We start from the raw sequence: 14,094 nt of genomic DNA, 5'->3' as shown, positions 1-14,094 counted from the left end.
AAGCTCATACTTTACAAACTACATGAAAGGCGTGAAAGGAGAACAAGATGGGATGACTGTAAGCAAAAATATACAATCGAATAAACAGAATCCTATTCCTAGACGAAAAAAGCTTGCGATTGATGATTATGTGCAAGGTGTGATAAATGGAGATCGTGCAATTATTGCTCAAGCGATAACATTAGTAGAGAGCAATTTACCAAAACATATAGAAATGGCACAACAAGTATTGAAACAACTCATTCCATATACAGGAAAATCAATTCGGATTGGATTTACAGGAGTTCCTGGGGCTGGTAAGAGTACACTAATTGAATCATTTGGTATGATGCTCTGTGAAGAAAATCATCGTGTAGCTGTACTAGCCGTTGATCCTTCGAGTAGTGTTTCAAAAGGAAGCATCTTAGGTGACAAAACTAGAATGGAACAGCTTTCTCGTCATCCCCACGCATATGTTCGTCCATCCCCTTCAAGTGGGACGCTCGGTGGAGTCACTAGAAAAAGCCGTGAAATCCTGCTTATTTTTGAGGCAGCTGGTTATGACGTGATTGTCGTTGAAACGATAGGAGTCGGTCAAAGTGAAATAGCTGTTCGTTCTATGGTCGATTTTTTCCTTGTAATAATGTTGACTGGTGCTGGTGATGAATTGCAAGGAATGAAAAAAGGTGTAATGGAATTAGCCGATGCCATTTTCATCAATAAAGCAGATGGTGAAAACAAGCAGGCTGCTTTGAATGTAAAGGTGGAATACAACCGGCTCCTCCATTTCTTACAGCCTGCAACGGAAGGATGGGAAACAAGGGCGTTTGCTGTGTCTGCTTTAACGGGAGCAGGTCTGGATGAAATATGGTCAATCATTGAAATATTCCATAAAAAAACGAACGAATCAGGAATCTTTAATAAAAGACGTCAAAAACAAACCTTAGATTGGCTACATTACATGGTTGAAGAGTACCTGCGAGTGCAATTCTATACTCATCCAAAAGTAACTAAGGATCTACCGCAGATTGAACAGGCAGTTGTTGAGGGGACGTTATCCGTCACGATGGCAGCGAAGGAATTGTTAAAAAATGTTGAATATTAAAATGAACTCTTGAAAGCATTCTAAACGTTAGTCATTATGACGGGATAAAAATTACTGTAGTTAGGAGTGGGAAAGGCCATAATTATTGGTACAGGTTTAATGAAATCAAGCAATTAGAAATACTGGAACTAGCTAAAGAGGTTAATGACATATTATTTACACCACAATAAAAAAATCCAATAAGTTTCTTAATTAGACTTTAGCTGCAAATTAATTACTAACCTGCTTCATTATGACAATAACAAAAAGGTTGCCATAGCAACCTTCCAGACTGTAGACAAACTCGATGAAAATCGAGTTTGTCTACAGTTTTTTTGAGGGTTTTAAAAATTCGAACGTTGATTTCCACTCCAGGCACTCGCTTTCCGCGGGCGGTCCGGGAGCCTTTGCGCCTGTGGGGTCTCCCTTGGACGCGCTTTTCCCGCAGGAGTCTCGCACCTTCCGTTCCAATTCAACTTTGTTTTAACAATTAGATATAACCGCTTTTGCCTATAGTCTTTTTTGTTTTAAAATAGGAGTATTAAAACTTGAGGTGATGACGATGCTTTCGAAACATAATTCTATTCAGCGAGATCAACTTGAAATGATTACTTTGGATCAACTGGTGCCAGCGAACCATTTGGTTCGTAAAATGGAGGCGGCCATTGACTTCAATTTCATTTATGACTTGGTGAAAGATATGTATTCAGAGATAGGGCGCCCAAGTATTGATCCAATTATTTTAGTTAAATTGACATTCATTCAATATACCTTCGGTATTCGTTCGATGCGTAAAACAATTGAAGAAGTTGAAACGAATATGGCTTACCGTTGGTTTTTAGGTTACGGTTTCCATGATAAAGTGCCTCACTTCTCAACGTTTGGGAAAAATTACGAGCGACGCTTTAAAGATACTGACCTGTTTGAACAGATTTTCTATCGCATCTTAATGACAGCTTCCGAAAGAAAGTTAATAAGTGCTGAGCATGTATTCGTTGATTCCACTCATGTGAAAGCCAGTGCAAATAAGCGAAAGTTCGCAAAGAAAATCGTTCGCGAGGAAACACGAGCGTATCAAGAACGCCTTCAAGAAGAAATAAATCAAGATCGTGAAAACCATGAAAGAAACCTTTTCCACCAGATAAATTTTATAAGGAAGAAACCAAAGAGATTAAAGAAAGTACAACAGATCCTGAAAGTGGTTACTATGTGAAAGATGAACGGACAAAACAGTTTGCCTATTCATTTGACACGGCTGCAGACCGCAATGGTTTTGTGCTAGGGTCGATTGTAACACCTGGAAATACGCATGATAGCCATATGTTAGAGCCACTGGTTGAACAAGTGATTGAGAAAGTTGGAAAGCCTGAAGCCGTTGCCGCAGATGCAGCTTATAAAACACCAGCCATTACAAGCTACCTCTTTGACAAAGAAATCACACCGGCTTTACCCTATACACGGCCTCGAACAAAAGAAGGATTCTTCCGCAAACATGAGTATGTTTACGATGAACATTTTGACTGTTATCTTTGCCCATCGGGCGAGATTTTAAAGTACCCAACAACAAATAAAGAGGGATATCGTGAGTACAAATCTCCCAAACACATTTGTAAGACATGTTCATTTTTATCACAGTGTACAGAAAGCAAAGACCATCAAAAAGTGGTGACGCGCCATATCTGGCAAGAAAATATGGAAGAAGCAGATCACCTGCGTCATCATCAAGATGTAAAACCTATCTATGCGAAACGCAAGGAAACGATTGAGCGTGTATTCGCAGATGCAAAAGAAAAGCATGGTATGCGTTGGACTACTTTAAGGGGACTTAAAAAATTGTCGATGCAGGCGATGCTTACTTTCGCTGCCATGAATTTAAAGAAGATGGCCAATTGGACATGGCAAGGTCCAAAAATGGCCTAAAACATAGTGGGCTCGTAGAGACCCAAGCTCTTAATCTTGAGCAAAATTCCAAGAAAATATCAAAAGGGGTTCGGAATTAATACATTCCGAGCCCCTTTTGTCGACAAACTGAAAGGTTGCCATAGCAACCTTCATTTTTTTTACCTCAATCTCCGTAAAAAAACAAGGTTATTTTTGTTGTCGTTATTCTTACCTACCAACCAACAATTTCTTTTACAATTGACCTATCCATTTCCTTATCTTATTAGATAAGGAAATGGATAGGGACATAATTTAACTTCCTTAAGAAACCATGGGTAATCTATCTCTGACTAATTAATAAGCTTTAGACATATTTTTTATGAACTTTTAAATTCCTATTTATAAACTTTCATTGGTAGATAAGTCAAGGACTGCCCCGTAGCAGAAGCAGTTAAGTTTTTTTCTAATTCGAACCCTCCTACTGCTTCGATACAAGAAAACTTTTGAAGGGTAATTTGACAACAGACAATTTCCTAATAACTGTATATTAGTTATCACTTCTTTCGATTTATGTTGATAAAATCGAAGATAATAGACAGAATTTAGATAGTGTAACCCCCCCAATTAATAGGAAAGGTAATTAGATAGACAGACCAATCATTGCAGAACACGTTTTCGGCACATGTGAAGGCTAATGAGAATTGCACAAATTTGAAAAGAAAATCGTTTGGAAAGAAACCGATGCTTTTCGAGAACGTCTTCAAAATGAGATTAACCAGGACGTAAAGAACACGAAAAAAAGCCATTCTTTCCAAAAAAGTTCACTAATGAAGAAGAGAAAGAAATGAAAGAAAGTACAACCGATCCAGAGAGTGAATACTACGTCGAAAACGAACGTACAAAACAGTTTGCCTATTCATTCCATGTTGCCTTAGACCGAAACGGTTTTGTAGTCGGTATGATTGTAACACCAGGTAACACACATGATAGTAATATCTTAGAGCCACAAGTGGAAAACGTGATTAGAAGAGTTGGAAAACCCGAAGCTGTTGCTGAGATAAAGCTTATAAAATACCTGCGATTACGAGATACTTATTTGTACAGGAGAATACACCTGCCTTACCATAAACACGATATGTTTACGAAAGAATTCTTTGACTGTTATCTTTGCCGGGCAGGTGAATCGTGAGTACAAATCACTAAAACATATTTGCGCAACGTGCCCTTTTTTTTAGCACAATGTACGGATAGTAAAGATCATCAATAAGTAGTTATACGTCCCATTTGGCAAAAATACGTGGAAGTAGCAGAACATCTGCGCCATCACGAGATATAAAGCCAATTTATGCAAAATGCAAAGAAGCAATTGAGCGAGTATTCGCAGATGGAAAAGGAAAGCATGGCAAGGCGATGCTTACTTTCCGCTGCCATTAATGTAAAGAAGATGGCCAACTGGACTTGCGAGGGCCAGAAAAGGTCTAAATAATGGAGAGGTCAGCTATTTTCTATAACAGCTTCAAATCCAATAAAAAATCAAAAAGGTTTCGGAATGAGAACAATCCGAAACCTTTTGGTCTACAAACTGACACGGGGTTAAACTACCTCGTGTAAAATTACTTCTGTTTCTCTAACGCTAATTTCAACCCTTTTTGATAATATTGCGTCATCATTTCTTCAGGAACCATGCTTCCACCAGTCCCCCAAATAATATGTGTAGCTTCACTCATCTTTTCCGTTAAACTATGCTTTTGTAAATAATTGATGCCCTCTTTACATAATTTACTTGGTCCTATCATGCCTGCTAGTGCGGAAGGTTCTAAATGGATCCCCTCTGTATCGACTAGTTCTTTTAGCAACTTATACAACTGTTCATCGCTAACCGTATAATTGCCACTTAAAAAAGGTTCCATAGTTTTACCCACAAACCCTGATGGCTTTCCTACAGCAAGTCCATCCGCGTCTGTTACATTATCGATACCAACATCTTGTACAGAAACTTTATCATGAAGTCCAGTCATTAAACCGAGTAACATACATGGTGAGTGGGTAGGTTCTGCAAAGAAACAGTGAATATGGTCTTGGTACAATAATTTCAAACCAAAAGCTACGCCTCCAGGGCCACCACCTACTCCACATGGAAGGTAAACGAACAAAGGATGATTTTCATCTATTATTATCTCTAGCTCTTCTAATTGTTTTTTCAATCGAGATGCAGCCACTGCATATCCTAAAAATAGGTCGTGAGAATTTTCATCATCCACAAAATAACATGTTGGATCACTATCTGCTTGGATTCGGCCTTCCTCTACAGCTTTACTATAATCAGCTTCATATTCAATAACTTTGACATTTTTGCTTCTAAGCAAGTCTTTTTTCCACTGTTTTGCATCAGCTGACATATGAACAGAAACATTAAAACCTAACTTTGCACTGATGATGCCAATACTAAGTCCTAAGTTTCCAGTCGAGCCTACCGCGATTGAATATTTTGAGAAAAGGGTCCGGAATCTATCACTATCTAAAATCGAATAATCATCTTGTTTTGTTAACAATTGATGTTGAAAAGCTAATTCTTCTGCATGTTTGAGAATTTCATAAATCCCGCCTCTTGCTTTAATAGATCCTGATATAGGAAGGTGACTATCACATTTTAGTAATAATTCTCCTGATATAGGTTGTTGATAATCTTGTTCTAAGGATTGTTTCATGGCAGGAATTCTCACTAAAGGAGATTCTATGATACCGTTCGTTCCTTTTGTTTCAGGGAAAACCTTGGCGATATATGGAGCAAAACGCTTCAACCTTTCCTCTGCATCTTTTACATCTTCTTGAGTAAGGGAGGATTTTTTTATTCCCGTTTGATATTTTTCGACATTTGGATTCAGCCAAAATACTTCATCCATCGAAATGAGCTTGTTTAGTAAAGGATATTGGTCTTTCCATGTTTGTATTTCCTTGCTTTCAATCTCTTTCATTTGCTTGATCCTCCTCATTTTCTTGTAACAAGTTGTTTTGTGAATTATAATTAAATAAAATTTATTACAGTTTAACACATAATCATCTTTGTGTTAATTTATATTTACCTTATTTAAATGAAATTTAACAACTTGTTAAGGAGTATTGATTATGGAAAATATAGATATTGGTAAGAAAGTTGAAAAATATAGAAAAGCTAAAGGATTGAGTAGTAGAGAGTTGGCAAAATTAGCTGAAATTACACCTTCAATGTTAAGCCAAATTGAACGAGGTTTGGCGAATCCTTCTATTCAAACCCTAAAGGTTTTAGCTAAAACCCTGAATGTTCCAACTTTTAGTTTTTTACTTGAAGAAATAAATACGGAAGACTTGATCGTTAGATCCGGTAAACGTAAGAAAATGATCATTGATAATTTGTCTTATGAGTTATTGTCACCTGATTTTACGGGTAATTTAGCAACAGCGATTATGAAAGTTCCTTCCAATATTTCTTCGTCAGAAAATCTTCTAGAACATAAAGGAGAGGAAGTAGCATTTATTTTGGAAGGGAAAATTAAGCTGTATTTAGGCGAAGAAGAATATCTTTTAGAAGCTGGTGATAGTGTGAAAATACCAGCAAATTTGAAACATAAATGGGAAAATAATTTTAGTCAAAATGCTGTTGTATTATTTTCAGTTACCCCACCTGCGTTTTAATGTGAAAAATGTCGAGTGTAATATTTTAACAAACAGACGCGATTATTGAAGAAGACTCGCTTTTCATAATGAACTCCCATGAAAATTAAAAAAGCACAAAATCTAGAAAAAACCACAGCAACAACAAAATAGACCCAATAAAAAGGCTAAGCCTTAAGAGCGATATGATTGAGTTTGGTAAATCGTTAAACAAAAACCTCCATTTATAGCAAATTAAGTAGAGGCTAGGGCGACGACCAAAAATTGATTAATCTCCCATGAGTGCTGCCCTTAAAGGGAGCGACAGTCGATGGTAACGTTGGATCGTTGGAGGCAGACTAACGGATACTTCGCCAGCCATTAAAACATTATCGACATAGAGATCAATTTTCATTCTCTGTGGTGAAGCGCTGATTTTTGCGCTTCATGAATGGCTAACGGGGGCGTTTGTTCTTTAAGAAAAAGTAAAAAAAGTCGATTTCTTAACGTTGAACTGACCCCATAAAGTTAGATAGGTAATATAGCATTGTCGCTGCCGTTCATAAAAGTATACTTTTACGAATGGGGTATTTTTGATTAAAAACACCTGTTTTGAGCGTTTGTAAAACCACAAAAATCATTTTCGAACGTTCGCCTATTTTTAATATATTTTTTCGAACGAGAAAACAGCTACTGAATTGTTTTATTTCGTTTTTCTTCCTAAAATATCCCCAAATACCCCGATTACAGCGGATTATCCCTGATTAAATGACCTGACTGGCATGTAAGCACCGGATGAAAACGCTTCCTTTCACTATCTCGGCCTTTTCCTTATGAATGTCCTCTCTTCCCTTGAATCTAAATCTCAGCATGTTACGATAAAAAGGTTGAAAAATACGAACGGAATTACGAACAATGAACTTTTAGGGGGGCATAATGTTGAGAGATAAAATTGTTGCATTTTTAGGAGCCGGTTCGATGGCAGAGTCGATGATTTCAGGAATTGTGCAGGTTGGGAGCATACCAGCAGAGAGAATTTATGTGACAAATCGCAGCAATCAATTACGACTAGAGGAAATGAATCACGTGTATGGAGTTCATGCGGTCCATCAGGATGCATTGCCATATGAAGAAGTTGATTTCTTTATTTTGGCAATGAAGCCCCAGGGAGCAGCAGATGCTCTCGATGCACTCAAAGATAAAGTAAGAGTGGATCAAGTTGTGATTTCTGTATTAGCGGGCATTTCCACTGAATTTATGGAAAATCATCTACAGCCTGGACAGCAGGTTGTGCGGTTGATGCCGAATACGTCGAGCATGATCCGGGAGTCGGCAACTGCGTTATGTCCGGGAAGACATACAGGGATGGACAATGTGATAGCAGTGAAAGAACTGCTTGGCTGTATGGGAAAAGTGTTCTTAATCGAGGAAGAGCAAATGGATATTTTTACAGGGATTGCAGGAAGCGGACCTGCATACTTCTATTATTTAATGGAGCATATGGAACACGCTGGCGTTGAAAAGGGTATGGATGAAGCGATGGTCCGTGAGATTGTCGCCCAAACGATTTTAGGCGCAGCCAAGATGATTTTGGTGAACGACGAAGCACCGGCAAGTCTCAGAGAGAAGGTCACTTCACCAAATGGAACGACAGCATCCGGACTTGCTGCTTTAAGGAAAAATAATGGCGGCAGAGCCATTTCACAGGCGATTCATCAAGCGGCGAAACGTTCGAAAGAGCTGAATGAAGAGATGGCAGTAGCATTGGTGACGTCTTAATCAGGGTTTAAGAATGTAGGTTTAAAGGAGAAAAATCAGGAGGGATAGGATGTTCAAAGAAAAGAAACAGATAAAGAGAGTTGTTATTAAGATTGGAAGCAGTTCACTGACCAGCATGCATGGTGAGCTAAGCCGCAGAAAACTTGAGAAGCTGGCGGATCAGATTGTAGAGCTAAAGGATGCAGGATATGAAACGGTTTTAGTTTCATCTGGAGCAGTAGCAGCGGGCTATCGTAAGTTAGGGTGCATCAAGCGTCCATCTGCCTTACCTGAAAAGCAGGCAGCAGCTTCCATCGGACAGGGTCTATTAATGGAATCTTACTCAGAACTCTTTTTATCTCACGGATACGTCGCTTCACAGCTGTTAATTACAAGAAGTGATTTTTCCGATGAAACACGCTATGGCAATATGAAAAATACGATGAATGTCTTATTGGAACGCGGAATTATTCCGATTGTAAATGAAAATGATACAGTCACAGTCGATCGATTGAAATTTGGAGACAATGATACGCTGTCTGCTAAGGTGGCCGCGCTGATTGGTGCTGATTTCCTGATTATTTTATCTGATATTGATGGACTTTTTAATGACAATCCGAACAATAATCCAGATGCGAAATTGCTTAAAAAAGTAGATGCCATCACACCTGAAATTGAAGCAGCAGCTGGGGGAACAGGAAGCCCAGTCGGTACAGGCGGCATGAAATCAAAAATTGCAGCCTTTAAAATCGCGATGGCATCCGGCATTCAGTCCTTTTTAGGGAAATCAAGCACAAGGGATATCCTGATGGATGCAGTGAAGGGCACTGCGAGAGGTACGTATTTTGAGCCGAAACCGAATGCCTTTAACCTTGATAAGAAAAAGCAATGGATTGCGTTTCATTCAGGCCCTGAGGGCAAAATCATCATTTCTCAAAAAGCGAAAACAGCTATAATTGACCAGCAGAGAAATATATATCCAATCGATATTCAAGAAGTGAACGGAAGATTTAACGATGGGGCCGTTGTGACCATCCTTGACGAAGAGGGAGAAGAATTCGGTCTCGGCAGAATCAACTTTTCAACTGAACAGCTGACACAAGAAACTAAAAACGAAACGGCGGCAGCTATTGATCAAGAGACGTTTGTATGTGCTCTCGATTTCTCAATGAAGGTGCCAAGCTAAAAACTTACAGGAGGGGTTTTGATGAGTGTTGCACCGCTTAAACCAATGACGGTGGAAGAACAGGCAATCACAGCGAAAAAAGCAGCGAAAATATTAAGCATGCTGACAACTGAGGAAAAAAATGATGCACTTACAATTGTAGCGAATGAATTAGAAAAAGAATATGGAATCATTTTGGACGCAAATAAAAAAGACTTGAAAAAAGGAAGAGAAAAAGGGTTTGACCAGGCGTATATGGATCGTCTTGCACTAACTCAAGAAAGAGTCAGGGACTTTGCAGAGGGACTGCGCCAGGTTGCTGGTCTTCCGGATCCAACGGGTGATGTTCTTTCCGACTGGACGCTTGAAAATGGTTTGAAAGTGCAAGAGGTACGCGTTCCCCTTGGTGTCATTGGAATGATTTACGAAGCACGTCCAAATGTAACGGCAGATGCGGCAGGACTTGCATTGAAATCAGGTAATGCAATTGTGCTGAAAGGAGGATCATCCGCGCTTTCATCCAACAAAATGATTGTTGAAGTGATGCACCGCGCCCTTGAAAAAACAAATATACCTAAAGAAGCCGTGCAATTCATTGCTTCAACAGACCGTGCGACAACTCAGAAGTTATTTACCATGAAGGAGCATATCGACGTTTTGATTCCTAGAGGCGGTGCTTCTTTAATCAAGGCGGTTGTAGAAAATGCGACGGTTCCGGTCCTTGAAACAGGTGTAGGAAATTGCCACATCTATTTTGATAAAGAAGCTGAGACAGAAAAAGCTTTAAACATAATTCTCAATGCCAAGACAGATCGTCCTGCTGTATGCAATGCAGCGGAAACACTTATCGTTCATAAAGATTGGCTGAGTGAAAATAAAGAAATCCTTGCAGAAACGTTAAAGGAATATGGCATTACGATTCATGGTGATCAAGAAGCAGCTGCAGTCTTGCTCAATGTAATCCCTGCAAACGAAGAAGATTGGGCCAACGAATATTTAAGCTTAGATCTTGCAGTTAAAACGGTCAACAGTCTAGATGAAGCCATTGAGCATATTGATCAGTACGGCACAAAGCATTCAGAGGCTATCATTACAGAAAATGATGATACGGCTAAGCGATTCATGCAATTAGTGGATGCAGCCGCAGTATACCACAATGCTTCCACTAGATTTACAGATGGAGGAGCACTCGGCTTTGGGGCAGAAATCGGCATCTCAACCCAAAAGCTTCACGCGCGCGGACCGATGGGATTGCCTGCACTGACAACGATTAAATATATGATGAGTGGGAATGGGCAGATTAGGTAAGAAGTCTATTTTCAACAGGACCGATCATCCTTTTTAGTAAGGGTGGTCTTTTTTTGCGGAAATCAGAAAAAAATTCGCAAAAATCCTTTGCTTAAAGGCATAACAGCATCCTTATTTTGAACATTGAGCACGTGTTAGCCGATGCGGGATATGCTTTTAAAGCTGTTTATAGAAGAACAAAAACAATACCGTGAAGATTTGTTGCAATGGAGTGATATCTTATTTATTTTCACTGGGAAAATATAAAACCGAGGTTTTCAAAACTCTTTTACATAAAAAGTTTAGAGGAATGGAAAAAGTCAAATCGCGAATTAAAAGGAAAATTACAGCCAGATTTAAAAGTGGATTTCGATGACTATCAGGCAGCTAAAAGCCTATATGAGCAGTCGGAACTGCTACTCGAAGAATCACAGGGTTATCAAGAAAAAGAAGGTGAATCTGGTGTGAGAAAGATACCTGGGGGTTACCCGCTGATACTGATAGGGGAATAGTAATGCTAAGTATGGAGGCAAACGATACAGTAGAAGAACTTGATAAAGAATTGGTTGAACTCATTCAAAGGGTTATTAATTTGGAAATACCGATACAAGAAATAAGAAATTTTGTATCAGACTATAAACGGCAGTAAGTTGATAAAAAAGGGTACCGCGTCTCCCCAAAAACGATAAACTGAGCTCATAAGTTACAAGAAAGTCCAAAATTTCGTACTGGGGGTACTACAAAACTTTAACTTGATGGCAATGTGACGCTACCCCATGCCCATCAAGCTAACAACGTAAATGACTAGATATGAAATGATCCTTGTTTCAAAACTAGCGAGTGATGGAATAGTAGGCATGCCAAAGAAGCCTATTAAAACGCGATTTTTTCGCTAGGCAGCTTGTCTATGCTTCACCGTCGTTTCATACACGACCCCTAGAATATCAAATACGGTCATCTTCTTATACCGATGACATTTACGACCGTTCTTTTTTAGCAGCTGATAAAGGCGATGCAGAATGTTCAAAAGTTCTTCTGTGCCAACTGCTATCGCTTGAAACAGTAACGGAAAGTAATCTTTAATCATATAAATCGCTTTGTATTCACTCAACTCCTGCTTTTTCTTTTCAAGCAGAAGCTGTCGCATTTGAAACATCGTAGAAGAACAGAGGAGAATGCCAATGAGTTGTCCATATAAATGGCACTCTAGGCGTTCTTTTTTGATCGTTTTGCATTCATCGATTTCAAAGAATGACTTCCATGTTTTAAATGAAATCTCAATCTGCCAACGCAGGGAATAGAGGGAATGGACATAATCAGTGGGGACTTCTTCTGGCGATGTGTTCGTGATATAGACGTTCATTCCCATCAAGCGCTTACTTTTCTCCTTCATGACAATGCCGTTCTTCTTTTCACGTATCGCTTGGTTTTTCAGGCGTGTTTGCGTTTGGTCGTCGGTTAAACGATGAATCATGACACGTGCTGGAAGCTTCTGATTTTGGCCCATGTATGCCTCGGGGATTTCTATCGTTTCACCAGGGGGTAGACCAGACATCATTTGTGTCATATCAAGCTGGATGTATTCGGTTTGCTTTTTTAACGTGCCATTGTTGAAGTATTCGGGCTCAGGGTTCTTGATATAAATGCGTGTATTCAGCTTCAACCGCGAGATAAAGTAAGCCTCTTTATCATGAATGGCTTGTAAGTCTCCTAAATCGAAGTAACCAAGATCACGCAAACACAAATCGCCTGCCTCTACGGTTTCAAGGCAGATGGTACAGTATGTTTTATCATTATTCTTTCCTGGTCCAAGTTGCACGTTAAGAAATTGAATCGTCTACACTTATCTGGACAGAAGTTTTAAGGGCAGATACACTTAACACACTACAGATAAGGGAGAATTCAAAATGACCAAGCGAGAACGCCGTACGTTCACTTCCGAATTTAAACAACAGATCATTCAACTCTACCAAAATGGGAAAAACCGTAAGGCTCTTATTGAAGAATATGAACTTACTCCTTCTTCTTTAGACCGGTGGATACAACAGAGTGAAAACACAGGTTCTTTTAAAGAAAAAGATAACCGTTCACCTGAGGAACAAGAACTTATTAAACTACGAAAAGAACTGAAGAAGTTACAGATGGAGAATGATATTTTAAAGCAAGCCGCGCTGATACTAGGACGAAAGTAAATGTCATTAAACGGAACAAAGATAAATACTCGGTATCAGCAATGTGTGGCGTCCTAGAGCTTTCACGGAGTACCTATTATTACGAAGCAAAAGAACGAATCTCAGAAGACGATGTCACAAACGCCATTTTAGATATTTTTGATAAAAACCGTAAGGCGTACGGAACACGTAAGATTAAGGTTGAATTAAAGAAAAGAGGCTTTACGGTCTCCAGAAGGCGAATTGGCCGGATCATGAAAGAACAGGGGCTTGTTTCCTCATATACAGTCGCTCAGTACAAACCGCAAAAGACTTCAAATAACGAATCAGTCCAGGCTAACGAATTAAATCGGGAATTCCTACAAGAAGAAGAGAAAAAAGTAGTGGTCAGCGATTTAACATATGTCAAAGTCAAAAATAAATGGCATTACATATGTGTCTTTGTCGATCTCTTTAATCGTGAAATCATTGGATTTAGCACAGGACCTAACAAGGACGCCAAGCTTGTAGCTAGAGCGTTTGCATCTATCAAAGGGAACCTCCGTGATATTCAGCTCTTCCACACAGATCGAGGGAATGAATTTAAAAACAAGCTGATTGACGAAACGTTAACCATATTTGAGATTGGTCGTTCACTAAGTATGAAAGGTTGCCCTTATGATAACACTGTCGCGGAAGCGACCTTTAAAATCATTAAGACTGAGTTCCCAATCAAACAACATTCGCAAGCTTAGATCAGCTTACACTCGAATTTGGAGACTATGTGAACTGGTTTAATAAGCTAAGAATTCATGGAACTCTTGGCTACTTAAGTCCTCTAGAATATAAAAAATTATCCCTTAAAAAAGTTGTTTGATTTAGTGTTGACAATCCACATCCTCTCAAAAATCATTGTAAGGACTTAACTAAAATGTGTCCATGAAACTATACTAACTCCAAAAACTTAACATATATTTACACAAAAAAAATTAAGTGTATCTAAAAAAATATTAAAAAAGCATTAAGTGTAGTTTTAATTAAACTATAAAAAGCAAGAGAATCATGACTTTCTTCAACGGGCAGGCGAACCGAATAAAACAGCAATTGACTTTAGATACGTCTAAACCAACAAATTTTTGTACATCCTTCATAATATTCGG

At 38.9% G+C, this 14,094-nt stretch carries 7 protein-coding genes and 4 pseudogenes; 9 read left to right on the top strand and 2 right to left on the bottom strand.

Features of this window, described 5'->3' with window-relative positions; all coding sequences use genetic code 11:
* Positions 1-52 precede the first annotated feature (52 nt).
* The 3 genes and pseudogenes from meaB to UP17_RS28800 form a co-directional block, all read left to right on the top strand.
* Positions 53-1,084: a methylmalonyl Co-A mutase-associated GTPase MeaB gene (gene meaB, locus UP17_RS12450; protein ID WP_250211836.1), complete on the top strand. Its 1,032-nt coding sequence runs from the start codon at positions 53-55 to the stop codon at positions 1,082-1,084.
* 541 nt (positions 1,085-1,625) lie between these two features.
* A pseudogene (locus tag UP17_RS12445) lies at positions 1,626-2,983 on the top strand (IS1182 family transposase).
* Positions 2,984-3,619: 636 nt separating this feature from the next.
* Positions 3,620-4,430 (top strand): annotated as a pseudogene (locus UP17_RS28800) (transposase); the annotation flags it as partial.
* A gap of 127 nt (positions 4,431-4,557) precedes the next feature.
* Here the strand turns inward: UP17_RS28800 and UP17_RS12435 are convergent.
* Entirely contained in the window at positions 4,558-5,919 is a 1,362-nt protein-coding gene (locus UP17_RS12435; RefSeq protein ID WP_061463295.1) for a D-serine ammonia-lyase, read from the bottom strand.
* A 151-nt stretch (positions 5,920-6,070) separates the two neighbouring features.
* Here UP17_RS12435 and UP17_RS12430 point away from each other — a divergent pair, with 151 nt between their 5' ends.
* From UP17_RS12430 to UP17_RS29250, 5 genes are all read left to right on the top strand, one after another.
* On the top strand, positions 6,071-6,616 hold the full coding sequence (locus tag UP17_RS12430; protein WP_061463294.1) for a helix-turn-helix domain-containing protein: 546 nt from the start codon (positions 6,071-6,073) through the stop codon (positions 6,614-6,616).
* Positions 6,617-7,510: 894 nt separating this feature from the next.
* Positions 7,511-8,353, top strand: coding sequence for a pyrroline-5-carboxylate reductase (gene proC, locus UP17_RS12425; protein WP_061463293.1), 843 nt, complete (start codon positions 7,511-7,513; stop codon positions 8,351-8,353).
* Positions 8,354-8,402: 49 nt separating this feature from the next.
* Complete coding sequence (proB, locus tag UP17_RS12420; protein ID WP_061463292.1) at positions 8,403-9,518, top strand: glutamate 5-kinase; 1,116 nt, start codon at positions 8,403-8,405, stop codon at positions 9,516-9,518.
* Between the two features lie 21 nt (positions 9,519-9,539).
* Entirely contained in the window at positions 9,540-10,805 is a 1,266-nt protein-coding gene (locus UP17_RS12415; RefSeq protein WP_061463291.1) for a glutamate-5-semialdehyde dehydrogenase, read from the top strand.
* A gap of 493 nt (positions 10,806-11,298) precedes the next feature.
* Positions 11,299-11,433 (top strand): hypothetical protein, encoded by a 135-nt coding sequence (locus tag UP17_RS29250; RefSeq protein ID WP_284149573.1) that lies wholly within the window; start codon positions 11,299-11,301, stop codon positions 11,431-11,433.
* A 243-nt stretch (positions 11,434-11,676) separates the two neighbouring features.
* On the opposite strand, the pseudogene UP17_RS12410 reads toward UP17_RS29250, so the two are convergent.
* A pseudogene (locus UP17_RS12410) lies at positions 11,677-12,615 on the bottom strand (IS4 family transposase); the annotation flags it as partial.
* 76 nt (positions 12,616-12,691) lie between these two features.
* On the opposite strand from UP17_RS12410, the pseudogene UP17_RS12400 reads away from it, so the two are divergent.
* Positions 12,692-13,811: pseudogene (locus UP17_RS12400) on the top strand (IS3 family transposase).
* Positions 13,812-14,094: the final 283 nt, after the last annotated feature.

The sequence above is a fragment of the Peribacillus simplex genome (genome assembly GCF_001578185.1).
GTDB lineage: Bacteria > Bacillota > Bacilli > Bacillales > DSM-1321 > Peribacillus > Peribacillus simplex_A.
Note: the sequence above shows the minus strand (reverse complement) of the source record. Positions and strands in the feature narration are given on the sequence as shown.

Coding starts and splice junctions, on each gene's coding strand:
- meaB (WP_250211836.1), top strand. CDS start 53: ATGACTGTAAGCAAAAATATACAATCGAATAAACAGAATCCTATTCCT.
- UP17_RS12435 (WP_061463295.1), bottom strand. CDS start 5,919: ATGAAAGAGATTGAAAGCAAGGAAATACAAACATGGAAAGACCAATAT.
- UP17_RS12430 (WP_061463294.1), top strand. CDS start 6,071: ATGGAAAATATAGATATTGGTAAGAAAGTTGAAAAATATAGAAAAGCT.
- proC (WP_061463293.1), top strand. CDS start 7,511: ATGTTGAGAGATAAAATTGTTGCATTTTTAGGAGCCGGTTCGATGGCA.
- proB (WP_061463292.1), top strand. CDS start 8,403: ATGTTCAAAGAAAAGAAACAGATAAAGAGAGTTGTTATTAAGATTGGA.
- UP17_RS12415 (WP_061463291.1), top strand. CDS start 9,540: ATGAGTGTTGCACCGCTTAAACCAATGACGGTGGAAGAACAGGCAATC.
- UP17_RS29250 (WP_284149573.1), top strand. CDS start 11,299: ATGCTAAGTATGGAGGCAAACGATACAGTAGAAGAACTTGATAAAGAA.